Source organism: Streptomyces sp. NPDC007875 (genome assembly GCF_042868035.1).
Lineage (GTDB): Bacteria > Actinomycetota > Actinomycetes > Streptomycetales > Streptomycetaceae > Streptomyces > Streptomyces antimycoticus.
Window position 1 is genome coordinate 76,077 of sequence record NZ_JBIADZ010000017.1, and the last position, 24,705, is coordinate 100,781.

Annotated in this window: 18 protein-coding genes; 5 read left to right on the forward strand and 13 right to left on the reverse strand. The window is 71.8% G+C overall.

What is annotated here, in order from left to right; all coding sequences use genetic code 11:
• Window position 1: 1 nt before the first annotated feature.
• From ACFYOY_RS30390 to ACFYOY_RS30405, 4 genes are all read right to left on the reverse strand, one after another.
• Window positions 2–2,098, reverse strand: a complete 2,097-nt coding sequence (locus ACFYOY_RS30390) for an ATP-binding protein (RefSeq protein WP_388590707.1) — start codon at window positions 2,096–2,098, stop codon at window positions 2–4.
• A complete protein-coding gene (locus ACFYOY_RS30395; RefSeq protein WP_351893384.1) occupies window positions 2,095–2,790 on the reverse strand; it encodes a DUF4255 domain-containing protein in 696 nt (231 codons plus the stop codon). The genes ACFYOY_RS30390 and ACFYOY_RS30395 overlap by 4 nt, the downstream gene beginning before the upstream one ends.
• A gap of 7 nt (window positions 2,791–2,797) precedes the next feature.
• Window positions 2,798–5,578 (reverse strand): VWA domain-containing protein, encoded by a 2,781-nt coding sequence (locus ACFYOY_RS30400; RefSeq protein WP_388590709.1) that lies wholly within the window; start codon window positions 5,576–5,578, stop codon window positions 2,798–2,800.
• Window positions 5,579–5,767: 189 nt separating this feature from the next.
• Entirely contained in the window at window positions 5,768–6,406 is a 639-nt protein-coding gene (locus tag ACFYOY_RS30405; protein ID WP_351893381.1) for a response regulator transcription factor, read from the reverse strand.
• A gap of 234 nt (window positions 6,407–6,640) precedes the next feature.
• Between ACFYOY_RS30405 and ACFYOY_RS30410 the strand changes: the two genes are divergently transcribed.
• The gene (locus tag ACFYOY_RS30410) at window positions 6,641–8,002 is read left to right on the forward strand and encodes a hypothetical protein (RefSeq protein WP_388590711.1); all 1,362 of its coding nucleotides are present in this window, start codon (window positions 6,641–6,643) and stop codon (window positions 8,000–8,002) included.
• A 120-nt stretch (window positions 8,003–8,122) separates the two neighbouring features.
• Here the strand turns inward: ACFYOY_RS30410 and ACFYOY_RS30415 are convergent, their stop codons facing one another.
• From ACFYOY_RS30415 to fdh, 4 genes are all read right to left on the reverse strand, one after another.
• Entirely contained in the window at window positions 8,123–8,917 is a 795-nt protein-coding gene (locus tag ACFYOY_RS30415) for a DUF4157 domain-containing protein (RefSeq protein ID WP_351893375.1), read from the reverse strand.
• 175 nt (window positions 8,918–9,092) lie between these two features.
• A complete protein-coding gene (gene nrfD / locus ACFYOY_RS30420; protein ID WP_388590713.1) occupies window positions 9,093–10,142 on the reverse strand; it encodes an NrfD/PsrC family molybdoenzyme membrane anchor subunit in 1,050 nt (349 codons plus the stop codon).
• Window positions 10,139–11,164 (reverse strand): 4Fe-4S dicluster domain-containing protein, encoded by a 1,026-nt coding sequence (locus tag ACFYOY_RS30425; RefSeq protein ID WP_388590715.1) that lies wholly within the window; start codon window positions 11,162–11,164, stop codon window positions 10,139–10,141. Before ACFYOY_RS30425 ends, nrfD begins: the two co-directional genes overlap by 4 nt.
• Complete coding sequence (gene fdh / locus ACFYOY_RS30430) at window positions 11,161–14,424, reverse strand: formate dehydrogenase (protein ID WP_388590717.1); 3,264 nt, start codon at window positions 14,422–14,424, stop codon at window positions 11,161–11,163. The genes ACFYOY_RS30425 and fdh overlap by 4 nt, the downstream gene beginning before the upstream one ends.
• 61 nt (window positions 14,425–14,485) lie before the next feature.
• Here fdh and ACFYOY_RS30435 point away from each other — a divergent pair, with 61 nt between their 5' ends.
• Entirely contained in the window at window positions 14,486–15,220 is a 735-nt protein-coding gene (locus ACFYOY_RS30435) for a DUF429 domain-containing protein (RefSeq protein WP_351893360.1), read from the forward strand.
• A gap of 214 nt (window positions 15,221–15,434) precedes the next feature.
• Here the strand turns inward: ACFYOY_RS30435 and ACFYOY_RS30440 are convergent, their stop codons facing one another.
• Entirely contained in the window at window positions 15,435–16,592 is a 1,158-nt protein-coding gene (locus tag ACFYOY_RS30440) for a transglycosylase family protein (RefSeq protein ID WP_351893357.1), read from the reverse strand.
• Window positions 16,593–18,121: 1,529 nt separating this feature from the next.
• On the opposite strand from ACFYOY_RS30440, the gene ACFYOY_RS30445 reads away from it, so the two are divergent.
• Window positions 18,122–18,955, forward strand: a complete 834-nt coding sequence (locus ACFYOY_RS30445; protein ID WP_388590720.1) for an MOSC domain-containing protein — start codon at window positions 18,122–18,124, stop codon at window positions 18,953–18,955.
• Window positions 18,956–18,965: 10 nt separating this feature from the next.
• Here the strand turns inward: ACFYOY_RS30445 and ACFYOY_RS30450 are convergent, their stop codons facing one another.
• Window positions 18,966–19,376, reverse strand: coding sequence for an SRPBCC domain-containing protein (locus ACFYOY_RS30450; RefSeq protein ID WP_388590722.1), 411 nt, complete (start codon window positions 19,374–19,376; stop codon window positions 18,966–18,968).
• Between the two features lie 61 nt (window positions 19,377–19,437).
• Window positions 19,438–20,451, reverse strand: coding sequence for an Lrp/AsnC family transcriptional regulator (locus ACFYOY_RS30455; RefSeq protein WP_351893340.1), 1,014 nt, complete (start codon window positions 20,449–20,451; stop codon window positions 19,438–19,440).
• A gap of 93 nt (window positions 20,452–20,544) precedes the next feature.
• Here ACFYOY_RS30455 and ACFYOY_RS30460 point away from each other — a divergent pair, with 93 nt between their 5' ends.
• Both ACFYOY_RS30460 and ACFYOY_RS30465 read left to right on the forward strand, forming a co-directional pair.
• Window positions 20,545–22,218 carry an AbgT family transporter gene (locus ACFYOY_RS30460; RefSeq protein WP_388590802.1) on the forward strand — a complete coding sequence of 558 codons (1,674 nt, stop codon included), beginning with the start codon at window positions 20,545–20,547 and terminating at the stop codon, window positions 22,216–22,218.
• 47 nt (window positions 22,219–22,265) lie between these two features.
• Window positions 22,266–23,420, forward strand: coding sequence for a M20 family metallopeptidase (locus ACFYOY_RS30465; RefSeq protein ID WP_351893329.1), 1,155 nt, complete (start codon window positions 22,266–22,268; stop codon window positions 23,418–23,420).
• A gap of 126 nt (window positions 23,421–23,546) precedes the next feature.
• Here the strand turns inward: ACFYOY_RS30465 and ACFYOY_RS30470 are convergent, their stop codons facing one another.
• Window positions 23,547–23,783, reverse strand: coding sequence for a DUF397 domain-containing protein (locus ACFYOY_RS30470; protein ID WP_059142886.1), 237 nt, complete (start codon window positions 23,781–23,783; stop codon window positions 23,547–23,549).
• 5 nt (window positions 23,784–23,788) lie between these two features.
• Entirely contained in the window at window positions 23,789–24,649 is an 861-nt protein-coding gene (locus ACFYOY_RS30475; protein WP_351893320.1) for a helix-turn-helix transcriptional regulator, read from the reverse strand.
• Window positions 24,650–24,705: the final 56 nt, after the last annotated feature.

Consider the following 24,705-nt stretch of genomic DNA (forward strand, 5'->3'; position numbering starts at 1 on the left):
GTCAATCCGCCAGCAGGGACATGTACGGGCCGAATTCCGAGGCCAGGGTCAGGCGGCCTAGCTTCTGGTACTCGCGCTGCAGTGCGTGGATGAGGTCGGGCATGCTCACCGGGCTGCCGGACTCGGCCGCGAGGTAGGCGGCGGTGACGGCCACCGAGCGGATGTTGCCGCCCGCCAGCTCGAAGGACTCGGCGCAGAAGTCCAGATCCACATCGGTGGAGCGGGGGAGGACGGTGCCCAGTGAGCGGTCCCACAGCAGGCGGCGGTGGTCGGCGTCGGGGAGTGGGAAGTCGACGACGAGGTCGAGGCGGCGGGTGAACGCGTCGTCGAGGTTGGCGCGGAGGTTGGTGGCGAGGATGGCCAGGCCGTCGAAGGTCTCCATGCGCTGGAGGAGGTACGCGCTCTCGACGTTCGCATAGCGGTCATGCGCGTCCTTGACCTCCGAGCGCTTGCCGAAGATCGCGTCGGCCTCGTCGAAGAGCAGAACGCCGTTGATTCCGGCGGCCTCGGAGAAGATGCGCTCCAGGTTCTTCTCGGTCTCGCCCACGTATTTGTCGATGACGGTGGCCAGATCGACCGTGTAGAGATCCAGGCCCAGGTCGGCGGCGATCACCTCGGCCGACATCGTCTTGCCGGTACCGGAGTCACCCGCGAAGAGGGCCGTGACACCGCGCCCCCGGCCACCGCCCGGCCGCATGCCCCATTCGCCCAGGACCCGGTCGCGATGGCGGGCGCGGGCGGTGAGTTCGTGGAGCTGGGCGAGGGTGCCCGGAGGGAGTACGAGGTCGGACCAGCCCACGGCCGGTTCGATGCGGCGGGCGAGGCGGTCGAGGCCCGCCGCGTTCTGGGCGCGGGCTCCGGCGCGGATGTGGTCGGGATGGAGGGTGCCGCCGTCCAGCGCCGCGCTCTGGGCGGCGCCCCGGGCGGCCCGGGTGATCTGGTCGGGGGTGAGGAGGAACGGGGAGAGAAGGCGGGTGAGATCGAGGCCCGCGGGGAGCGGGGCGCCGTAGGCGTCCGACCAGAGCGCCGCCCGGGCCGGCGGTTCCACGCGCGGGGCATGCAGCAGCAGCGGCGGACGGGAGGACCACGCGGCGTCCCAGGGGGCACGGCCGACCAGGACGACGGGGAGCGGGGTGTCGGCCACCAGCCGGATGACCTCGGGCTTGTCGCGGATCAGGGCGTCGATCGGACCGCACACCAGACCCGAGGAGGTGAGCCGGGCCTCTCGGGAGAGGATGCGCACCGCCTCGGAGGGGTGGGGGTCCCGGGCGAGGCGCTCCAGGTCGAGGCCGAGGACGCCGTGCCCCGCCCGGGCGAGGGCGGAGGCCCCCAGCGCCGTGCCCGCGCCGCCCTGGTCCTCCCGCATATACGCCAGGGGGTCACCGGAGGCGAGGGCGCGGGCGAGCGGCGCCGGATCGCCGACGCCGGACACGTCCTGCCACGGGGCGAGCAGATCGACGATGCACGGATCGGGTGTGTCATCGCCGAGGAGGTGCGCCGTGACCCGGTCGGGGACGCGGAGCGCACGGGCCAGGAACGGCCGGTCCGGCTCCTCGACCAGCAGCAGACCGCCCGCGCGCAGCGGGGCCTGCGGGGACAGCCCGGCCCGTGCGGCCGCGTCGGCCGCGGAGAGCCCGCACAGGCCGAGGGCGAGACCGATGGAGGGCCGACGGCGGGTGACATCGTCGTTGAGATAGCCGTAGAACCGCTCGAAGCGATCGTCCAGATCCGGGATGAGGGCGATCAGCAGGATCTCCACATCGAGTGCGGAGAGGCCGAACTCGCGGGTCAGGGCGCTCAGTCGGGTCGGTCGGCCCGCGCGGGCCGCGGCGTCGGCGCGTGCCTCGGTCTCGGCGAGGAGAGCGGCGTCGGTGTCGTCGGGGGCGGCGGAATCGAGGGAGCGTCCGGAGTCGAGAAGCCGGTGGATGGTCTCGTCGCTGAGGTAGAGGCCGCGGAAGGCGTCGTCGGGGTGGGGGTCGGTGAGCTGACGGGCGTGGACGGCGCGCCGTATCCGCTGTTCGACGAGGATGGCGCGGTCGAGGAGATGGCGCAGGCTCGGGTTGGGTGTCTCTGTCCCCGCGTCCGTCGAGCTCCTCATTCCGTGTGCTCTTCGGCCACGCGGGAGGCGATACCGGTGCGGCGGGCCCCGTACAGCGGCAGATTGGAGCCGCCCGGCACCGGCTGCGTGGGCGCGGCAGGCGCGGGGGCGTCCCGTGAGGAGTCGGAGAAGCCCAGGCGCACCCCCTCCTCGTCCACCTGCGGACCGGCCGGATAGACGGGCGATTCGGTGACCGGCACGCTCACCACCAGGTCGAGCGAGGGCTTGAGTTCGCCCCCGAGCGCGCTCCACACATCGGCGAACGACCGGTCCTCGGGCGGCGGCAGCGCGACCGTCATGGGTACGGAGACGCCGAGCTCGGCGAGCGTGCCGGTGAGCCGCTCGGCGGGCAGGGCCTCGTACCGCAGCAGACAGGACAGCAGCGAGGAGAGCAGCCGGTGTTCGTCCTCGGGGCGTTTGGTCCACGCGGTGATGAGATACGAGAGCTTGAAGTACCGGGGCGGGCGGCGCCGGGCCACGATGGTGCCCTGCTCGTCGTACTCATTGAGCAGACCGCGCTCCCGGCGCCGCATGTCCTCGCGGATGTCGTACAGATAGAGATTGACGGTGGGGGCGTTGACCTTGGCGGCCCAGTCACGGGTGGGGGCGTCGAAGACCACGGTCACCTGGCCGCCCGCCAGTGCCTCGGCCCGGAACATGGCGCGCAGCGCGTCGTCGACCTCGTGGATCACGGATCTCTCACCCCCGGCCGGCGAAGTCGGGCGGCTGCAGATTGCGCCGTACGACGAGCACGGGCTTCTCCAGCCGCTCGAGCCCCGTCACCGCGGCGCGGAGCGTGCGGGGGCCGAGCCGGTCCTTGCGCAGCACGAGCACCTGGGCCTCGAAGGTGCCGTCGCGTCCCACTCGTACGGTCGGCCGGGCCGCGGTGACGCCCGGATTCCAGCTGAGCACGACCGTGGCGCCGGGCGGGAAGTCCTTGCCGCGGGCCACCGCCACATCGCCGGGACGGGCGACCTTGGGAGTGACGGTCAGCTTGGGCTGCAGCACCTGGACGCGGGCTTTGTCCGTGTTGTCGGCGCGCCGGGGGTCGCGCGGCGAACCGCTGACGGAGACCTTCAGGTCACCGCGGATCGCGGTGCGGTAGACGGCCGTCTGGGTCACCGTGATCCGTCCGCCCGGCGCGATGGTGCACGGGGTGGCCCGGGTGCAGCGCGACAGCGTGGAGAGGTCGCGGTCGTCCGCGTCCGCGGTACGGGGCCAGGCAGTGGTGACCACGACGTCTTTGGCCGCCTTGGGACCGGCGTTGGTGAGGGTGACGCGTGCCCCGGTCCGCAGCCCGGTGTAGGTGGGCGTGGGGCCGACGGTGGTGGTGACGGCGAGATCCGCCTCGTCCGGCACGGGGGCCGGGAGCACGGTGAAGGTCGCCGTGTCGGTGCCGGTGTTGCCGGATGAGTCGGTGGCGGTGCAGCTGACCCGCGTCCTGCCGACGGGGAAGCGCGAGCCGGGGGCCGGATCGCAGCTGACGGGCAGATCGCCGTCGACCGCGTCCTGGGCGGTGGCGGTGAAGTCGACCTCGGTGCCGTTGTCGTCGGTGGCCTCGATGGTGCGGTCGTCCACGGTGACGACGGGGGCGGTCACATCGTTGATGGTGATGCTGATGTGCTGCTGGTAGTCCTCGGGGGTGGGGTCGTCACCGCCGCCGGGGCCGCCGTTCTGGCCTCCGTTTTGCTGTCCGCCGTTTTGATCGCCGCCGTTCTGGCCTCCGTTTTGCTGTCCGCCGTTCTGGTCCCCGCCGTTCTGTCCGCCGTTCTGGTCGCCGCCGTTCTGTCCGCCGTTCTGGTCGCCGCCGTTTTGGCCGCCGTTCTGGTCCCCGCCGTTTTGGCCTCCGTTCTGCTGTCCGCCGTTCTGGTCCCCGCCGTTCTGCTGTCCGCCCCCGTTCTGGCCGCCGTTCTGCTGGCCGCCGATCTCGCCGCCGTTCCCGCCGTTTCCGCTGGTGGCTCCGCCGAGCAACCCGCCGATCGCACCGGCGTTCTGGCCGTCGTCGGCTCCGCCGATCACACCGCCGATGACCCCGGCCACGGAACCGCCGTCCGAACCGTTGCCCCCGGCTCCGGAACCGCCGTTCGCCCCGCCGCCGCAGTCGCCGCCGGAGCCTCCGATGAGTCCGCCCAGCACCCCGGCGATCACGCCGCCGTTGCCTCCGCTGTCCGAGCCTCCGACACCGCCCACCGCCAGGCCGGCGATCGAACCGCCGCCGCAGCCGTCGGATCCGCTCGATACACCACCGGCAGCGCCGCCGATGAGTCCGCCGTTCCCGCCGCCGTCGGTGCCGCCCACCGCGCCGCCGATGGCCCCCGCGACGGATCCGCCACCGCCGTCGGGGCCGGGGTCGCCGCTTCCGCCGGTGTCGCCCACATGCGGGGTACCCGGGAGGCCCTGGCTGCTCCCATTCCCCCGCTGACCACGGAACTCCCGGGCGGGTACCACATCGTCGGGCATCTGCCCGGTCGGTGGTTTGCCGTCGAGCAGGAACTGAACGCCGCAGTGCACCGTGACCCCCTGCGGCGCGTCGTCCGCCACCGTGATGGTTTCGGTGAACGTGGCCACCTCACCGCTGGTCACCTGCCGGGTGGCCGGATCCAGGGTGACCGAGAGGGCGGGATCGCAGCCGAAGGTCTGATAGCTGACGGTGGTGGGCAGATTGGTCAGCCCCTCCGCCACCGTGTCGGCCACCTCGTCGGCCTCGATGTCCTGGAAGAGCCTGCCGCCCGTGGCCTGGACGACCTTGGTCGCCTGATCGGGATCGTGCGTCGGCTCCTGATTCTGGCCCGGGCCGTTGCCGTTGTCGCCGTTGCCGTTCAGGCCGTCGCCGAGCTCGGTCGCCACATCCACGGCCAGGACGCGAACGCCCGCGTCCTTCAGCGCGTTGATGCCATCGGTGAGCGAATGCCCCCTGCTGGGGTCATGGCTGGAGGCGTCGCCGACGAGAACGACGACGGGGCTCGCGCCCTCCCGGAAGGTACCGCTCGCCCCGTTGGCGATCTGCCACAGACCGTTGATCCAGTCCTCGGCGGGCCCGGGGCTGTACGAGCCGCGGTCGTCGGTGAGCTGGTCGACGCCCTCGCGTACGTCGTCCAGGTCGTCCGTCAGCCCCTGCAGCACGGTGAACACCCGGTCGCCGTCGACCTGTTGATCCCCGTAGGTGGCGACGGCGAAGCGGGAGTCGGGCTGCTGCTCACGCACCTCGCTGGTGATCTGCTCCAGGTTGGCCTGGACGTTGTCGATGGTGGGCTGCATGCTGCCCGTGCCGTCGACCAGCAGCACCACATCCGGCCGGGGTGGGACCACCGGCGTGCGCACCTTCTTGTCCACGGTCAGCGCGTCACCCGGGTCGAGCGGCTCGTCCACCACGGCCGGGGTGACCGCCGGACGCTCCGCGGCCGCGCGCTTGCCCGCGGCCGCGCCCGGTACGACACTGATCACCAAGAGCAGAACGGCGGTCAGCGTGCCGACGCGCAACGCGCGAGCCCGCGCGTCACCATGTACCCCGGCAAGCGGTCGAAAGTGCTGGAACCCGCGCACAGAACGCACAGAACACCCCACTCGAGATCGGCGCGCCGGGCTCCACGATCGCGTTTCACCGGGGAGTGGCGCACCGAGGGGTCAGCCAGCCCTTAGGGAAGGGCCGGCTGCCCCTTGAGGCAACGCTCAGATCAATCCCTGCCGGAGCGCGTATGCCACGGCATGGGAGCGGTTACGGAGATTCAGCCGCGTCATCACGGCGTGCAGAACGTTTTTGATGGTGCGTTCGGAGTAGGAGAGCTTGATAGCGATATCCGCCGTGTCATAGCCCTCGGCGACCAGCCGCAGCACCTCGATCTCGCGGGTGGCCAGACCGGTGAAGTTGAGCCCGTTCGGTGCCAGCACCTGGCCCTGGAGCCGGCCCACCTGCTCGAGCAGGCTGCCCAGCAGATCCGGGGGAACCCGGCCCTCGCCCTTCGCCACCGCGGCGATCACCTGCACTAACCGCTCCGGCGTCGCCTCCGCGCGGCGGACGACTCCGACGAAGCCGCACTCCGCGGCGTTGACCAGTTGCTGTTCATCGATCTGGGTGGTGACCAGCACCCCCCGCGCGGCGCTGGTCCGTTGAATCTGGCGCAACACGCGTAGAGCGCCGTCATCGAGAACGTCCAGGACGACGACCACGACCTGCGGTGAGTCCGGTTCGTCCCAGTCGATGACCTTGACCTCGGGCCGGGTGCGCAGTTGGCTGGCCACTCCGGCCCGCGACACCGGGTCTTGGGCGCGCAGCGCCACCGTAACGCGTTCTCCCGTCGTTTGATTCACGTCGCTCTCTCCCCTCGGGCGACTGAGGGAGGGCCATGGCCGAGCATGCCGAGCGTGGTGTGTCCATGTCATCTACACATTTCATTCACACTCACCTCCCTTTAACGGCCAACCACAGTAATCCCCCTAGTTCTCCAAGGGAATTGGGCGTGGCTCACCGGGCACCGCAATTGCCCGAAAGTGTGACTGCGCGGCCGCTGCCGACGCCATGAACCGGAGAATACGGTGCGCGGCATGAGTGTTTCGGCGAGCCTGGACGAGTCCTCCGTCGTGGTCGAGCCCGGCGGTGAGGCCGAACTCCCCGTACAAGTGCTCAACTCGGGGACCACCGTGGAGGAGTGCCGATTCGAGGTGGTCGGGCCCTGTGCCGACTGGACCACCGTAGAACCGGAGACCCTGTCGCTCTACCCGGGCGCGACGGGTGCGGCCACCGTGAAGCTGCGTCCGCCCCGCAGCCCTCGGACGGCTCCCGGGGAGATGCCGCTCGGGCTGCGGGTGGTGCCGACCAGCGAACACAGCGAGACCACCGTCCTCGAACGCGGTGTGACGGTGCGGCCCTTCACCGAGGTCACCTCGGAGCTGGTGCCCCGCGGCTCCAACAGCGCCTGGCGCGGCCGTCACAAGGTGGCGGTGGACAACCGCGGCAACACGCCGCTTCCGGTGGCGCTCAGCGCGCGCGGCGCCACCGAGCGGGCAAAAATGGCGTTCGAGCCCGCCGAGCTGACCGTTCCACCGGGCGAGGCCAAGTTCGCCACGCTCAGGGTGCGTCCCACCCAGCGGCTGTGGCGCGGCACCCCGATCACCCACCCGTTCCAGGCGGTGGTGACACCACGGACGGGGGAGGGCCAGGACCCGTACGAGCCGCTGGTCCTGGACGGCTCCTATGAGCAGCAGGCCATCCTGCCCCGCTGGCTGCCCCGGGCGCTCGCCGCCGCCGTCCTGGTGGCCGCGCTCCTGGTGGGCCTCTGGTACTCGCTGCTGCGCCCCACCGTACGGTCGGCCGCCCGGGAGGCGATCACTCCGCAGGCGGTCGAATCCGCCGTGAAACAAGGGGACAAGGAGGACGGCGGAGCTCAGGACGGGCAGCAGGGCGGCCGACAGGGGGCGTCGGGCGGCGGTGGTCAGGACGGCGGCCAGGACGGCGGCTTGACCGGCCCCGGCGGCGGCAAGTCCCGTGCGCCGTCCGACGGTTCGAATGCCGAGCCCGGGGAGCCGGGCGGGCCCGCGGCCCCGACCAGCGCACGGGTGCAGGTGCGCGACGCGGTGGGTGGCGGGGCCGCCGAGCGGACCGCGTACACGGTCCCCGACGGGAAGAGCTTCCAGCTCACCGACATCGTGGTGCAGAATCCGCAGGGCGACGCCGGGACGCTGGTCATCTCCAGTGACGATGGACAACTGCTCAATCTGGCGCTGGAGAACTTCCGTGACTCCGACTACCACTTCGTGACCCCCATCCAGGTGGCGGCCAAGGGCAAGGTCACGATCTCGGTGAGCTGCCGTGAGGTGGGCCGGCCGGTGAAGGCTCCGGCGCCGTCCCAGTGCTCGGAGTCGCTGTTCCTGGGCGGCAAGATCTCGGCGACGAAGGCCAACGGCTGACAGGCCGGTCGCAGGGTGGGCCCATCCCGCAGGTGGGCCCACCCCCCCCAGGCGGTCTATCCCCCAGGCGGTCTATCCCCCAGGCGGTATATCCCCCAGGCGGTCTATCCGTCGGGCGGTCTATCCCTCGGGCGGGGCCTCCTCCTCGTCCTCGGCCCCGCTCTCGACGGCCCGCTGGACGAACGACCCCTGGACGTCCGCCGGCTCCTCGTCCTCGTCCGCCTCCTGGCGCTGCACCGGCGGCGCGGCGGTGGAGGGCGCGGCCGCCGCCGGGGCGGGCGCGGGAGCCGGGGCGGGCGACGGCTCCGCCATCACCCGCTCGGCGTTGGCCGACGCCTCCTGCTCGAAGCGGTCGGACGGATCGCTCACCCGGATCCCGCCCGGGGCCTCCGTACCGTCGACCGGGCCGCTGCGCTGCTGGATGACATGGGTCAGCTCATGGGCGAGCGTGGTGCTGCCCTGGTGCGAGGACGGGTCGTAGGCGTCCCGCTGGAAGACCACGTTGTTCCCCACCGTGTAGGCGTGGGCGCCGACCTCCTTCGCCGACTCGTGTGCCGCGGAGCCGGTGTGCACCCGTACGTCCCCGAAGTCGGCGCCGAGCCGGGCCTCCATGTCGCCGCGGGTGTCGGTGTCCAGAGGCTCCCCGCCGCCGGACGCGACGACGTCATGGACGCTCGACCGCCCTTCGCCCTCCTCGCCCCGCTCGGCGTCCCGCTGGATCGCCGCTCCGACGGCCGAGTTGCCGACCGTGCGCTGCAGGGTGCTCATCCCGGAAGGGCCGAGCACCTCCGTACGGCCCGTGGCAGCGGCCCTCAGCAGATGCGGAAGTTCCGCCTGCTGATCAGGGCCCGTCCGCTTCGGCGAGGCGAGGGATTCGTCGTGCTCGTGTCCGTGGTCATGCTCATGTGCGTGCATCTGCCGCTCCCCGGGGACTGCCGTCCCACACCGGATGTCCGCCTCCAGCCAGCGTCGTGGGGCGGGTGCCGCGCCGTCCAGGCCGGGGCCCGCCGGGGAAGGGCAGCGCGGCTGCCCTTTCGGGCAGCGCCGTACGGCCGCGGCGGGGGCGGTCGTACGGCGCTGCCGCGGCGGGTCAGCCGTCCTGCGGCCGGTCCTGTCGTGCGTCGAGTCGTTCCCGCTGGGGCAGGACCGTGTACTTCGGGTCCTCCGCCGACCGGATCCCGGCGTGGAACACCCCGAAGCGGGTGCAGACGGAGGCCGCCAGCAGGGCCGCGCCGCTGAGGGCCGCGGCGGTGCGGCTGCGACGGCCGAGGAGGGCCCCGCCGAGGGCGCCCGCTGCCGAAAGTGCCTCGGCGGCGCGCATCAGCCGGCCCGCCCGGCCCTCGCGGTAGGTTTCGGCGACCACGCCGAGCCGCCGCTCCATGGCCTTGACGGCGGCGGTCTCCAACGCGGCGCCGAGGAGCGCGACCCCGCGCGCCGGGGCGTTCTCGGTGACCGGCGAGACGAGCAGGGCCATGCCGCTCGCCGCCGTGGCGGCCGAGCCGACGAAGACGAACGGCAGTTCGCGGTAGCCGTCGTGCCATGCGGGGATGGCCGTGTTGGCGGCCAGCACCGCCGTGTACGAGGCCACCGCCGGACCCAGCAGCCCCGCCCCCACCGTGGCCGCCCGGCCGGCGCGCGGCAGCCGCCCGGCCACGTCCGAGGCGGCGGCCGCACCGGCCACCGGGCCGTAGACCATCAGCAGCCATGAGCCGACGCTCATCGGCGAGGTGGGCTTGAAGACCCGCAGCATATGGGCGAACCGCTCGGGGCGCCCGAGGTCGTGGATCAGCGCGGCGGTGGAGCCGGCCAGGGCGGTCACCGAGGACACCTTGAGCGCGCGGGCCATGACCGGACGGCCGGTCAGGTCGGCACCCGCCGCGAGCACCGAGCCGGCGCCCGCGAGCCCGCCGAGGAAGAGGTAGCCCGCGACGTCCCGGGCGCTCCAGGTGGGCGGGTTGAGTACCGGCCGCCCGTAGTAGGAGGTGAACTCCGCCCGGGGGACCATCGACTGATCGCCCTTGCGGCCCTTTCCGCCCTTGCGGCGGGGCCGCTCGCCGTTCCCCATCCCCTTGCCGACCAGCGCGTCACGGTCCGGCCGGGCGCCGCGGATGCCGTCACGGGTGACGTCCGACTCGCTCATCGGCCCCTCCTTCCGGTACGGCGCCCGCTCATGCCGCCGTGGGCCGCGAACACCGCGGCCACGCCGCCGAGCAGGGTCAGTGCCGCGGCGCCCGCGTGCCGCCACATCGAGGGCAGATCCCGGGTGGTGACGACCGGGTCCGGTGGCAGCCCGTACACCTCCGGCTCGTCCAGCAGCAGGAAGAAGGCGCCGTCGCCGCCGACACCGTCCTGCGGGTCGTGTCCGTACAGCCGGGCATCCTCCACCCCCACCCGGCGCAGCTCCTCGACCCGGGCGGCGGCGCGCTCGCGCAGCTCGTCCAGGGGGCCGAACTGGATGGAGTCGGTGGGGCACGCCTTGGCGCACGCGGGTTCCTGGCCGGCGCCCAGCCGGTCGTAGCACAGGGTGCACTTATGGGCCCCGCCGTCCTCGGGCCGCACATCGATGACCCCGTACGGGCACGCGGCCACGCAGTAGCCGCAGCCGTTGCAGATGTCGTCCTGGACCACCACGGTCCCGAACTCGGTGCGGAACAGCGCACCGGTCGGACAGACGTCCAGGCACGCCGCGTGGGTGCAGTGCTTGCACACGTCCGACGCCATCAGCCACCGCAGCCCGGTCTGCCCGTCGGCGGACGGGGACGGCGCCGGGGAGGTGGGGGTGATCGCCGCCTCCCCGACCGGGGTCCCGGAGCCCCGCGCCGCGAGGGCCAGCACATCGACATCGCTGTGGTCGACCGCCGCCTCGGCCCGGCCCAGCGGCTTGCTCTGCTCGATGAAGGCCACATGGCGCCAGCTGGAGGCGCCAAGGCCCTGGGTGTTGTCGAAGGACATACCGGTGAAGTCCAGCCCGTCCTCCGGGATGGCGTTCCACTCCTTGCACGCCACCTCGCACGCCTTGCAGCCGATGCACACCGAGGTGTCGGTGAAGAAGCCGACCCGGGGCGGATGCCCGTCGTGTCCGGCGTCCCCGGCCACGTCCGGTTCGGCTCCGGCCAGCAGATTGCGGCCGATCAGTGACGAGTGCCGGGAGGTGTCGGTCATCCCCGCACCTCCGTTCCGGTACGCGCCGTGATCCCGGCGCGCCGCCGATAGTCTTCGAGCAGGGCCGTCAGCTCCGGGCCGCGGGGGCGGCGGCCGGGACGGATGTCGGCGCTCAGCGCCTTCACCTCCTGGATGTGGACATTCGGGTCGAGGGCGATCGCGGACAGCTCATTGGCGGCGTCCCCGCGCGTGTAGCCATTGGGGCCCCAGTGGTACGGCAGCCCGATCTGATGCACCGTGCGGCCCCCGGCCCTGATCGGGGACATCCGCTCGGTGACCATCACCCGGGCCTCGATCACCCCGCGCGCGCTGACCAGCGTCGCCCAGCCGGTGTGCTCCAGATGCCGCTCGGCGGCAAGCTCGGGAGAGACCTCGCAGAAGAACTCCGGCTGCAGCTCGGCCAGATACGGCGTCCAGCGGCTCATCCCGCCCGCCGTGAAGTGCTCGGTGAGCCGGTAGGTGGTGATCAGGTACGGGAACACCTCGCTGCCCGGCTCGTCCCCGCTGGGATGGAAGGCGTTGTGCTCATCGGAGATCACCTCCCGGACCGGGTTGCGCTGCTGCTCCGGGTAGAGGGGATTGCGCACCGGCGAGTCCTGCGGCTCGTAGTGCGTCGGCATCGGCCCGTCCACCAGCCCGGCCGGGGCGTACAGCCATCCCTTGCCGTCGGCCTGCATGATGAACGGATCCACTCCGCTGAGCGCGTCCGGGCCCCGGGCGTCCTCGGGCGGGCGGTAGGAGGGCGCCCGGTCGGGGATGAAGTCCGGGATGTCATGGCCGGTCCACCGCTCCTGGTCGGCGTCCCACCACACCAGCGCCTTGCGCTCGCTCCACGGCCGGCCGGCGGGATCGGCCGAGGCGCGGTTGTAGAGGATGCGGCGGTTGGCGGGCCAGGCCCAGGCCCATTCGGCGGCGATCCAGTCCTGCTCGGTATGCGGTCTGCGGCGGGCGGCCTGGTTGACGCCGTCGGCGTACACCCCGCAGTAGATCCAGCAGCCGCAGGAGGTGGAGCCGTCGTCCTTGAGCTGGGTGTACGCGCTGAGCGGCGCGCCCCGCGCGTCACGGCCGTTGATCTCGGCCAGGACCGCCTCGGCGCTGGGCTCGGCGAGCGGGCCCTCGGTGGGATAGGACCAGGCCAGGTCGTGGACGGCCTGGTCCATGGGGTCGGTGGAGTCCTTCAGCCGCTCCTTGACCAGCCGCCCCAGGTGGTACATGAACCACAGATCGCTGCGCGCCTCGCCGTCCGGCTCCTTGGCGGCGAAATGCCACTGCAGCATCCGGTTGGTGTTGGTGAAGGAGCCGGACTTCTCGGTGTGGGCGGCGGCGGGGAAGAAGAACACCTCGGTGGCGATGTCCTCGGTGCGCAGCTCGCCGGTCTCGATCTCCGGTCCGTCCTTCCACCAGGTGGCGGACTCGATGAGGGAGAAGTCGCGGACCACCAGCCAGTCCAGGTTGGCCATCCCCAGCCGCTGCATCTTGGTGTTGGCCGAGCCCACAGCGGGGTTCTCACCCATCAGGAAGAAGCCCTTGCAGACTCCGTTCAGCATTTCCATCACGGTGTGGTAGGTGCTGTGGGAGCCGGTGAGCCGGGGGAGGTGATCGAAGCAGTAGTCGTTGTCGGCGTGCGCGGCGTCGCCGTAGTACGCCTTGAGCAGGCTGACGACATAGGAGCGCATCTCGCCCCAGAACCCCTTGTCGGTCTTGACGGCCTCGACGAACGTGTCCAGGTCCTCATGCGCGTGGGCGTGCGGCATCGGGATGTAGCCGGGGAGCACGTTGAACAGGGTCGGGATGTCGCTGGAGCCCTGGATGCTGGCGTGGCCGCGCAGCGCCTGGATGCCGCCGCCGGGGCGGCCGATGTTGCCGAGCAGCAGCTGAAGGATGCTCGCGGTGCGGATGTACTGGGCGCCCACGGTGTGCTGGGTCCAGCCGACGGCGTACACGAACTCCGAGGTGCGGTCCGGGCCCGAGTTCTCCACCAGCGCGCGGCACACCTCCAGGAAGGTGTCCTGGGGAATCCCGCAGGTCTCCTCGACCATCTCGGGTGTGTAGCGGGAGAAGTGGCGCTTGAGGATCTGATAGACGCAGCGCGGATGCTTCAGGGTGCGGTCGGTGGGGACGTCCGGATGGACAGGCGCGCCGCCGGAGCCATGGGACTCGGACAGGGCGGCGGTCGCGAGGGACGCGCCACGGCTGGTGCGCTCCTCGTACAGCTCGTCGGGCGCCCCCTGCGGCGCCTGGACCTGGGCGCCCTCGTAGCTCCAGGTGGAGATGTCGTAGTGGCCGGTCTCCGGGTCGAGGCCGGAGAAGATCCCCGCCAGATCCTCGGTGTCCTCGAACTCCTCGCCGACGATGGTCGAGGCGTTGGTGTACTCCAGGACGTAAGTGCGGAAGTCATGGCCGCCGGTGAGCACATGGTTGATGATGCCGCCCAGGAAGGCGATGTCGGTGCCGGCCCGGATCGGCACGTACAGATCGGCCAGCGCGCTGGTGCGGCTGAAGCGCGGATCGACATGGATGACCTTCGCGCCGCGCGCCTTGGCCTCCATCACCCACTGGAAGCCCACGGGGTGGGCCTCGGCGAAGTTGGAGCCCTCGATCACGATGCAGTCCGAGTTCTGCAGATCCTGCAGAAAGGTGGTGGCGCCGCCGCGGCCGAAGGAGGTGCCGAGTCCGGCGACGGTCGAGGAGTGGCAGACCCGGGCCTGGTTCTCCACCTGGATCACCCCGAGCCCCGTCCACAACTTCTTGATGAGGTAGTTCTCTTCGTTGTCCAACGTGGCGCCGCCGAGGCTGGCGATCCCCAGGGTGCGGTTGACGCTGACCCCGTCCTGCTCCCACTGCCAGCCCTCGCGGCGGGTGCGGACCACCCGTTCGGCGACCATGTGCATCGCGGTGTCCAGGTCCAGCCGCTGCCATTCGGTGCCGTACGGGCGGCGGTAGAGCACCTCGTGACGCCGGGACTCGCCGGTGGTGAGCTGGAGGGACGCCGAGCCCTTGGGGCACAGCCGGCCGCGGCTGACCGGTGAGTCGGGGTCGCCCTCGATCTGTACCACCCGGCCGTCCTTCACATAGACGTTCTGGGCGCACCCCACCGCGCAGTAGGGGCACACCGACTTGACCACCTTGTCGGCCGTGACGGTGCGGGGGCGCTGCTCACGGGTGGCGGCCGAGGTGGCGGCGGCGCCGCGGCCGAGCGGGTCGCTTCCGGTCAGCTGGCGGTAGACAGGCCATTCCTGAATCCATGTACGTACGCCCATCGCCCGTCCTTTCGCGCCGTTCTGCCCCGCACCGGCCCATCGGCATGGTCGGATACGGCGCATGGGTTCCCGCCGCGATGCTTTTCACACCCCGCCCGCACCCGGATGCGCCGGATCACCCGTCGTGGGGGTGGACGCCTGCCGCACCGGCTGGGTGGCCGTGACCCTGTGCCAGGAGGGCCGCTTCGCCGGGGCGGATACCGCCGGCGGGCTGAGCGAGCTGCTCGGCCGGCTTCCGGACGCCGCCGTGGTGGCGGTCGACATGCCGCTGGGGCTGCTGACGGCCGGATGGCGCGAGGCGGAGGCCCTGGCCGTCGCGATGGTGGCCCCGCACCGCTCCCGGGTCTTCTCCGTGCCGCCGCGCGGGGTCTGGGAGGCGGACGACTACGACGACGCCAATCTGCGCTGCCGCCGACTGACCGGTCAGGGGCTGAGCCGTCAGACGTGGGGGCTGGCCGCGAAGCTGCGCGAGGCCAACGCCTGCCGGGACGGGGGCGACCACCGGCTGTACGAGGTCCATCCCGAGGTCTCCTTCGCCGCCGTCAACGAGGGGCGGCCCGTGGCCTGGAGCAAGAAGAGCTGGAGTGGCCAGGCCGTGCGCCGCCGGCTGCTGGAGGACCGGGGTATCGTCCTGCCCGACGACCTCGGACCGGCCGGCCGGGTGCCGTCCGATGACGTCCTGGACGCTGCGGTGGCGGCCTGGAGCGCGCGGCGGATCGCGCTCGGGGCCGCCCGGAGCCTGCCCGATCCGCCTCAGACGGCGGACACCGGGTTGCCCGCCGCGATCTGGTACTGACCGACCCTCGCGCGGATGGCGGGAGGCCGCCCGAGCCGTGCCTCGGGCGGCCTCCCCTTCCCCCACCCCCTGGAGATGGACCTATGGGGTGTCCGGCGGGTCATTCCTCTCCCAGCCCCTTCCCGTTGCCAGGGGCGGAGCGGAGCGGCCTGCCGCAGGCGTCAAGATCCGCCGGACACCTCCTTGAGGGGCGCCGTGCCTCCGGTGTGAGCCATCAGACGCCGACGCCGTTGGCGCGCAGATAGGCGAGCGGGTCGATGTCGGACCCGTAGTGCGGGCCGGTGCGGACCTCGAAGTGGAGATGCGGTCCGGTGGCGTTCCCGGTGTTGCCGGACCGGGCGATCCGGCGACCCGCCTCGACGGACTGCCCGGTGCGGACCGTGAGCGCCGACAGATGCGCGTAGTGGGTGTAGAGGCCGTCGGCGTGGCGGATGATCACCTGGTAGCCGAAGGCGCCGCCCCACCCCGCCGCCACCACGGTGCCCGGGGCGGCCGCGCGCACGGAGGTGCCGATGGGGACCGCGAAGTCCACGCCGGTGTGATGGCCGCTCGCCCACCGCGCGCCGCGGAGGCCGTAGGCCGCGCTGACCGTCCCGCTGACCGGGGCCTTATGCGGGCGGGCGGCCGCCTTGCGGACCACCGTGTGGCTCGAGATGGCCGAGGCGCGGTGGCGGGGCGTCGCCTTGCGCGGGTGCCGGGCGCCCGAGGGCAGGGCGAGCCGCTGCCCCGGGTGGATCAGATGGGGATTGGCGCCGATGGTCCCGCGGTTGGCGTGGTACAGCGCCTTCCAGCCACCGTTGACCGAGGCACGCGTGGCGATGCGGGACAGTGTGTCGCCGTGGACGACCGCGTAGGTGCCGGACGCCGCGCGCCGGGCGGTGTGCTGCCGGGCCCGGGACTTCGCGGCGGACTTGGCCGACTTCTTGGCGGGCTTGGCCGGGTGCTTGGCGCGGTGTTCGGTGCTGCGGCTCGCCACCTCGGCGGGTGGGCCGGACCGGCTCAGCCGGCCGCGGACGGAGCAGACCGGCCACGCGCCCGGGCCCTGTTTGCGCAGGACCACCTCCGCCACGGTGATCTGCTGGGCCTTGGACGCCAGATCGGCCCGCGGGGCGAAAGCGGTGCCGCCGAACGCCGCCCAGGTGTGCTGCGAGAACTGCAGCCCGCCGTAGTAGCCGTTGCCGGAGTTGATGTGCCAGTTGCCCCCGCTCTCGCACTTGGCGACCCGGTCCCAGGTGCCGACCGAGGCCGCATGGGCGGGGCCGGTGCCGAGGAGCGGCAGGACGATGCCGACACCGCCGGCGGTGAGGGCCGCGCACAGCGGGGAAACCCGGCTGGGCGATGCGGGGCGTCGGTGACTTCCTCGTACGGCCATGAGGCTGGTTCCTCTCGACACAACGGCTCTCGACGTGCCCTCCGGAGGACCCGGCGGGCTGTACGAGTACCGCAGCCCGGCCCCGCTGGTCACAAGGCGCAGGGGGCTTCATGGACGGTCGCGCGCCGTCCGGTGCCACCCCGGAATCGGCTGACGCGCCATCAGTTGGGCGGCGGGAGGCGCATGGAGGACCGGGGGCGCACGGCCGCCGGCGGGGCGGGCCCGGCGGGCCGGGGGCGGAGGCGGGCGATCCAGCTCGCTGGACGCCCTCGTACGGCGGGAAATGATTCTCCGGGGCGCCGGAGGGGGCGGACGCTATTCCGCCGGATTCGTTTCCGGATGATCGATGACCGATCCCGGGCGGCGGGCCGGGCGAATTGCGGTCGGCGCATGGACGGTTGAAGCGCGGACGAGCGGCGGGCGGCTCAATACGGTGCCTGGTGCGGGCCGGACGTGCGGCACGGGATCTTCCTCGGCGCTATTGCGTCGCCGCCAGGTCAAGATCGGTCGCTTGGCGGCCGGGCCGCAGCGGGCGGCCGTAACCGCGCGGCACCGCGCTGGAACTGGCCGTTCCGCTCTTCCTGCCGGCAACCGGAGAATGCCGGGGAGCGGAGGAGAGAGAGGGGAGAGCGGGAGGCAGAGCGAGGGGCCGGAAATCGGACGGCCTTGCGGTGGAGCGGGGGAAGAGGGGAGGTCTGGGCGAACGCGCCAGGCGGGCCCGGCGGCGTTTCCCTGGGCGCCGCGGGGCCTTGAAACGTATCTACGGGGGCATGCCGTCGACCGCGGTGTTCAGCGGCGGGGCCGGCCGGGAGCGGGGGCGGCCCGGGCGACGACGCGCGCGGAGTTGGTGGGGGACCGAGGGCGCCGGGCGCGGAACCTCGGCCCCGGCTCGTCTCTTCTCTGACATCCGGTATGGCCCGCGGAACAGGGGGAGTCGCTTGGCGCCTGGACCAACTCGTGGGCATGCGAACGTACTTGACTCGGCGTTTACCGTATCTCTTGTCGTGTATCGCCTCGCCGACCGCCCGTGCACCGCCGGTAGTTCTCCGAAAAGAGCCGGTCGTCATGGCGGCGGGGAACTGGCGGAGAATCACGCGGCCTGTGTATAGCGGGAACCGCGCCGCCGCGCATATCATTGCCTCACATCGACTTCCCCCTTCGAGCCGCTCTCAGGGGCGGCCCCGAAATCATCCCCCTTCACCCCGCCTGTCCGGGACCCCGGGCGGCGACGGAGGTCGTGCTTTTCCCGCGATCTCGTCCGCCGCTCCATGGAAACGGTCGGTTTTGGGTTCCTGTCGACGGGAGGCGCAGCGCGCCTACGGCATGTGTCGGGGGTTACCGGCCGTGCACGGTGGGTCATTCGGCGTACTCCGCGCTACGCCCTGCCGCCGGACGCCAGGCCGGGGGCGCATGGCGGAGCCGGGGCGTGCCATGAAACGCCGGTCGGGCACCGGGCGAGGGCGCATGAGCGCCCCGACCGGCCGCTCGGCGACGCGACCGCCGAGCGGGGCCCCGGGTAGGGTTGCCGTGTGGCGACCGTTGTCGAGCTGACCTCCTATCCCGTCAAGGGATGCGCGGGTGTTCCCGTATCCGATGCGCTGCTGACGGAGGCGGGTCTGCGGCACGACCGCAGCTTCATGGTCATCGGCGAGGACGGAGGGTGCCGCACCCAGCGGCGGGATCCCCGGCTCGCCGTCATCCGCCCCGCCATCGACCTGGACGGCACCCGGCTCACCCTGTCGGCACCCGGCGAGGGCGAGGTGGCCATCGACATCGACACCACCTCCGCCCGGCGCGAGGTCAAGGTGTTCCACAAGCCCTTCCTCGGTATCGACCAGGGCGATGACGCCGCCACGTGGCTTTCGCAGGCGCTGGGCGCGCCGAGCAGGCTGGTGCGGGTGCCCCCGGAGCACGACCGGGTGACCGAAGGATGGATCCCCGGCACCTGCGGCTACGCCGACAGCGGCGCCGTGCACCTCGTCTCCCGGGCCAGCCTGGACGGGCTGAACCAGCGGATCGCCGAGGCGGGCGGCGCGGCGCTGCCGATGAACCGCTTCCGCCCCGGCATCGTGCTCGGCGGATGGGACGAACCCCATCGGGAGGACCGGATCCGCAGGATCGCCATCGGCGGCGCCGAGCTGGGCTTCGCCAAGCTCACCGGCCGGTGCGTCGTGACGACCGTCGATCAGGGCAAGGGCGTCAAGGCGGGCCCTGAGCCACTGCGCACCCTGGCCGGCTACCGGCGCGGCCCGGACGGCGCCACCCTGTTCGGCTGTCAGTTCTCCGTGACCCGCGCCGGAAAGCTGGCCGTGGGCGATGAGGTGGACGTCATCGAGTGGGACGGGCCGCCACCGGGGGAGTGACCGGGAGCGCTCAGACCGACGCGAGCACCTTGGCGAAGCTGTCCAGGAGCTGGGCGGCGCCCTCCTCGGCCTGGGCGCACTGCTCCTGCGGCGGGGCCGGCTGCCGGAGCACCACCCGGGTCCGGCCGTCGCCCAGCTCGGCGAAGGTGGCGGTCATCTTCATGCCCCCCTGCGGAAGGTCCAGGGTCCACACCAGCCGCTCCAGGCCGACCACCTCGCGGTAGACGCCGCGCATCGGCATCTCGCCCCCGGGAGTGGCGACGTTCGCCGTCCAGGCGCCGCCCGGCCGGACGTCGAGGGCGACGGACTCGGGGGCTGCGCCGAACCAGCGGGCGAAGTACTCCGGCTCGGTCCACACCCGCCACACCGTCTCGCGCGGTGCGTCCAGGTCCCGGGTGATGGTGATCTCGGTGTCGCTCATGGTGTCTCCTCGGTGAGCGGGAAGGTGTCGTCACTCATCAGACCGGCCCACCGCACGGAACTCATCGGTCCTGGCTCAGCAGCTTTCCGTCCTCCCGGCCGATCCAGTACCGGCGCAGCACATCGAGGACCACCGACACCTCGCAGGCGGTGATGCCGGGGAGCTTCGCCAGATCGCTGGTGAGCAGCTCGGCGAGGCCGTCCTCGTCCCGGAACACCCCGTGGTGGATCACCGAGGAGGTGCCCGCGACGATCGAGACATAGCGCGCCGAGGGATGCCGGGCCAGCGCGTCGGCCACTTCCTGGATGGCCCCGGGCGCGGCATGCAGCTCGATCACGACCTCCAGCGCATGGCCGAGCAGCGCCGGTTCGATCTCCACACGGGGCCGTACCAGACCGCGCAGGAGGAGCGACTGAGTCAGCCGGTAGGCGGTGGACCGGCTGATGCCGAGCCCGCGCGCCACATCTGCGGCGCTCGCCCGGCCGTCCTGGCGCAGCAGCTCCACGGCCCGCAGCTCGTCGTCGCTGAACTCGGTGACGGCGGTGGGCTCCGCCACCGGATCGGCCACCTCCCGCAGCGCCCGCACCTGGGCGTCGTCCAGCCGCCGCAGCCGCCAGGAGTCGGACTTCGCCGTCGCCCTGAGCACCAGTTCGGTATGGGCCGACCGCACACCGGGGACGGACGGGATCCGGGTCATCAGCAGCTCCCGGGCCCGGCCGCGCCGGGTCGCGTGCAGGGAACAGTAGACATCGGTGCGGCCCGTGGTCGTCGCGACGAACGGTATCTCGGGCAGCTCGGACAGCCGCCGGGCCACCTGCCACGCCTGCCCCGGGGCCGTGGCCACCCAGACGTGCATGGGGTTGCCCTCGGCCAGCATCGGCCACTCCACCTGCCCGATGACCCGCAGCAGCCGCTCCTCCCCGAGCCGGGTCAGTCGGCGGCCGACGGTGCTGGCCGAGCTGCCGAGCACCTCGGCCAGCGCGCTCAGCGGCGCCCTCGGCGCCACCTGCAGGGCGGCCACCAGATCGAGGTCGGCGTCGTCGAGTACCGGTGGTGTGGTGGGAACGGCTGCCATGGATACGAATCTATCGTGCGGTTGGTTCTCCGTGCGTGAATCATTCTTGCGTTACAACACTTTTACTTGCCTCATTCCGTCATGCCTTCTCTAATGGACGACCACCACTGCGTCGCCGACGAAGGAGTGCGGACGGTGAGTTCCAAAGACACCACGACCACACCCGACAACACACCCGGGAAGACACCCGGCGAAACGCCCCCCGACGCGCCCGGGGAGTCCTCGGCGGCGCTGTCCGCACTGCTCCGGGTGCTCGGCGCCGTCGAGCGCGCGGGCAATAAACTTCCCCATCCCTTCTGGCTGTTCGCGATACTCAGCGTCCTCCTCGCGCTGATCAGCTGGGGGCTCGCCACCGCGGACGTCTCCGCCGTCGATCCGGCGGGCGGCAAGACCGTGGCGGTGCGCAGCCTGATCTCGGTCGACGGGGTGCGGTCGATGATCAGCGACGCCATCACCAACTACGCCACCTTCCCACCGCTCGGCACGATCCTGGTCGTCATGCTCGGTGTCGCCGTCGCCGACCGGTCCGGGCTGCTCGCGGCGATGCTGCGGGCCGGTGTCGCCAAGGTCCCGGCGCGCTGGATGACCTTCGCCCTGGCCTTCACCGCGATGGTCGCCCACATCGCGTCCGACGCCGCCTATGTGGCGCTGGTCCCTCTGGGCGGGCTGGCCTTCCGGGCCGTCGGGCGCAGTCCGCTCCTGGGGATCGTGGTGGCCTTCGTGGGGGTATCGGCGGGCTATGACGCCAGCCCGCTGATCACCCCGATGGACGCGGTCCTGTCCGGGCTGACCACGGCCGCCGCGCACACCGTGGACCCCGGCTATGTCGTCACCCCGCTGTCCAACTACTTCTTCTCCCTGGCCTCTTCGGTGGTGCTCGCCGCCGTGATCACCTTCGTCACCGAGAAGGTGCTGGTGAAGCGGGTGGCGGCGCTTCCGCCCGAGCCCGAGGAGACGGCCGGGGACACCGCCGGGGAGATTGCGCCGACCACGGAGGTCGAGCTCGCCCTGGCACCCGAGGAGCGCCGCGGGCTGCGCCACACCACCATCGTCCTCTTCGTCTTCCTCGCGGTGGTCGTGGTGGCGATGATCCCCACCGGCTCACCGCTGCGCGGCGAGGGCGGCAGCATCGTCGAATCGCCCGTGCTCTCCGGTATCGCCGTGGTGCTCGGACTGCTCTTCGCCCTCCTCGGCGCGGTCTACGGACGTGCGGCCGGCACCGTGCGCGGCGGCCGTGACATCCCGGACTTCATGGCACAGGGCATGCGGGAGATGGCCCCCATCCTGGTGCTGTTCTTCGCCATCTCCCAGTTCCTCGCCTACTTCAAGTGGACCGGCGTCGGCCAGGTGCTCGCCATCCGCGGCGCCGATCTGCTCAAGGACCTCGGCGTCACCGGCCCGGTCGCCTTCGTCGGCATCGTGCTGGTGTGCACGGTGATCAATCTGGCGATGACCAGCGGTTCGGCGATGTGGGCGCTGGTGGCCCCGGTCTTCGTGCCGATGCTGATGCTGTTGCACATCCCACCGGAGGCCACCCAGGCCGTCTACCGCATCGCCGACTCCTGCACCAACGCCATCACCCCGATGAGCGCCTACTTCGTCATGGCGCTCGGCTTCCTCCAGCGCTACCGGCGCTCCGCCGGAATCGGCACCCTCGCCTCGCTGACCCTGCCGCTCTCCGTGGCCATGCTGGTGGCCTGGACCCTGCTCTTCTACGCCTGGTGGGCGCTGGGCATCCCGCTCGGCCCCGGCGCGCCCGTCCGTTGATCCCCGGCCGCTCCCCCACTCACGCCACCTCGGAAGGACCCCCTCGAATGACCCCCTCCGATCTCGCCGCCGCCACCGCCCGGGTGCTGCCCGAGATGATCGAAGACCTACGGACGCTGGTGGAGCTGGAGACGCCGAGCAATGACAAGCGGCTGCTGGACGCCGGGCTCGCCGCGATCAGCGGCTGGCTCGTCGACCGGCTCGGCGAGCCGGACGGAACCGAGCGCCACGACTGCGGGACGTACGGCGATGTGCTGGCCGTGACCTACCGCGGCACGGCCCCCGGCACCGTGCTGCTGCTGTGCCACTACGACACCGTCTGGCCGGCCGGAACACTCGCCGAATGGCCCTTCCAGATCGAGGACGGCCGGGCGAGCGGCCCCGGCGTCTTCGATATGAAGACGGGTCTGGTGCAGGCCGTCTGGACCCTGCGGCTGCTGCGCGAGCTGGGGCTTGCCCACCCCTCGGTGCGGCTGCTGCTCAACGGCGATGAGGAGATCGGCAGCCCCGCCTCCCGGCGCCATATCGAGCGGCTGAGCGAGGACGTCTTGGCCACGCTGGTCTTCGAGGCGTCGCTGGACGGGGCGCTCAAGACCTCCCGCAAGGGCGTCGGGCTGTTCGATGTGACCGCCTACGGCATCGAATCGCATGCCGGACTCGACCCGTTCGCGGGCGCGAGCGCCATCCACGCGCTGGCCGAGGTCGTCCCGCAGATCGCCGCGCTCAGCGCCCCGGAGCGCGGAACTACGGTGAACGTGGGGCTGATCAGCGGCGGCACCGGGCGCAATGTGATCGCCGCACAGGCGAGTTGCGGTATCGACATCCGGATCGCCGAACCGGAGGAGATGAAGCGGATCGACACCGCGCTGCACGCCCTCGCCCCCTCCGACCAGCGGGTGCGGCTGACCGTCACCGGTGAGTGGAACCGCCCGCCGATGGTCCCCAATGATCCGTCCCGCCGGCTGTTCGAGCAGGCCCACGCGGTCGCCGCGGAACACGGCTGGGAGTTGGAGGAGACCGCGGTCGGCGGGGCCAGCGACGGCAATTTCGTCTCCGCGCTCGGCCGTCCGGTCCTCGACGGGCTCGGTGCCCTCGGCTCCGGCGCCCACGCCCGCCATGAGCACACGGTGCTCGCTCCGATCCCGGTCCGTACCGCCCTCGCCATCGGTCTGCTGCGGGCGCTGGCGGCGGACGCCTCGTAACGGCCGACGCCGACGGTCGGACGGTCGGAAACCCGTGGGCCGCCGCCGTGTCCGGAGACGGCGGCGGCCCACGGTGGCACCGGCGCGGCCGGGCCGCGGTGCGCGGGCCGGTGCACGGGAGGCATATCAGGAGATGAGGAAGTCGGCCTCGCCCGCCTTGGCACCCTCGATGAACGCCATGATCTCGCTGCGGGTGTAGATCAGCGCAGGACCGTCCGGATCGGTCGACTGACGGATCGCGACCCGGCCGTCGTCCAGCCTCATGGCTTCGACGCAGTTGCCGCCGTTGCCACCGCTCCACGGCTTGTGCCAGCCCTCGCTGCCGAGGTCACTCGCGCGCATGCCGTTGTGAATGCGATCCATTCCGATCAGAGCTCCTTGCGGAAATCGCGGAGGATTTCCTTTGTGCGTCGTGCGGTTGCCGCCTGGGCCGCCATGCGGTCCAGGGCCTCCAGATGGGAGGCCACCTCGATGCGCTCATCCAGGTAGACGGCGCCGGTCAGGTACTCGACGTAGACCATGTCCGGCAGTTCGGGAACAGCGAAGCGGAAGAGGACGAAGGGCCCATAGGTGCCCGGATGGTGTCCGGAGGTGAACTCCGAGATCTGCAGCGTGATGTGCGGCATCTCGACGGCCTCCAGCAGCCGGTCGATCTGGTCGCGCATCACCTCCGCCGAGCCCACCTGGCGGCGCAGCACCGTCTCGTCCATCACCACCCACAGACGGGGCGCGTCCCGCCGGGTGAGCAGCGTCTGCCGCTCCATGCGCAGCGCCACATGGCGCTCCGCTTGCCGGGGAGCGGACTGGCCGACCGCACCGGTCTGCATGACCGCGTGGGCGTACTCCTCGGTCTGGAGCAGTCCGGGGACGAAATGCGGCTCGTACGCCCGGATCATCTCGGCCGCGCCCTCCAGGCTGACATGCACGCTGAACCAGTCCGGGAGGATGTCGTGGAACCGCTGCCACCAGCCGGGCTTGTTGGCCTCCTCGGTCAGGGTGATGAAGGAATCGAGCTCGTCGCCGGTGATCCCGTAGGCGTCCAGCAGCATCTGCACATACGGGACCTTCAGCGCGACCTCGGCGGTCTCCATGCGACGGACGGTGGCGGGCGCGACCCGCAGCACTCTGGCCGCCTCGTCCCGCTTGAACCCCGCCTTCTCCCGCAGGTCCTGCAGCCTCTTGCCGAGGACGACCTGACCCACGGTCGGGGCCGACCGCGGTTCGCTCACCTGAATCCCTCCCTGACCTCCCCAACGCTGATGTTCGCAGTGTGCCATGGCCAGTG

What these genes read in the sequence shown, in the direction of transcription:
- ACFYOY_RS30390 (WP_388590707.1), bottom strand. Translation starts at nt 2,098, where the DNA reads ATGAGGAGCTCGACGGACGCGGGGACAGAGACACCCAACCCGAGCCTG.
- ACFYOY_RS30410 (WP_388590711.1), top strand. Translation starts at nt 6,641, where the DNA reads ATGAGTGTTTCGGCGAGCCTGGACGAGTCCTCCGTCGTGGTCGAGCCC.
- ACFYOY_RS30415 (WP_351893375.1), bottom strand. Translation starts at nt 8,917, where the DNA reads ATGCACGCACATGAGCATGACCACGGACACGAGCACGACGAATCCCTC.
- nrfD (WP_388590713.1), bottom strand. Translation starts at nt 10,142, where the DNA reads ATGAGCGAGTCGGACGTCACCCGTGACGGCATCCGCGGCGCCCGGCCG.
- ACFYOY_RS30425 (WP_388590715.1), bottom strand. Translation starts at nt 11,164, where the DNA reads ATGACCGACACCTCCCGGCACTCGTCACTGATCGGCCGCAATCTGCTG.
- fdh (WP_388590717.1), bottom strand. Translation starts at nt 14,424, where the DNA reads ATGGGCGTACGTACATGGATTCAGGAATGGCCTGTCTACCGCCAGCTG.
- ACFYOY_RS30435 (WP_351893360.1), top strand. Translation starts at nt 14,486, where the DNA reads ATGGGTTCCCGCCGCGATGCTTTTCACACCCCGCCCGCACCCGGATGC.
- ACFYOY_RS30440 (WP_351893357.1), bottom strand. Translation starts at nt 16,592, where the DNA reads ATGGCCGTACGAGGAAGTCACCGACGCCCCGCATCGCCCAGCCGGGTT.
- ACFYOY_RS30450 (WP_388590722.1), bottom strand. Translation starts at nt 19,376, where the DNA reads ATGAGCGACACCGAGATCACCATCACCCGGGACCTGGACGCACCGCGC.
- ACFYOY_RS30455 (WP_351893340.1), bottom strand. Translation starts at nt 20,451, where the DNA reads ATGGCAGCCGTTCCCACCACACCACCGGTACTCGACGACGCCGACCTC.
- ACFYOY_RS30460 (WP_388590802.1), top strand. Translation starts at nt 20,545, where the DNA reads ATGGACGACCACCACTGCGTCGCCGACGAAGGAGTGCGGACGGTGAGT.
- ACFYOY_RS30465 (WP_351893329.1), top strand. Translation starts at nt 22,266, where the DNA reads ATGACCCCCTCCGATCTCGCCGCCGCCACCGCCCGGGTGCTGCCCGAG.
- ACFYOY_RS30470 (WP_059142886.1), bottom strand. Translation starts at nt 23,783, where the DNA reads ATGGATCGCATTCACAACGGCATGCGCGCGAGTGACCTCGGCAGCGAG.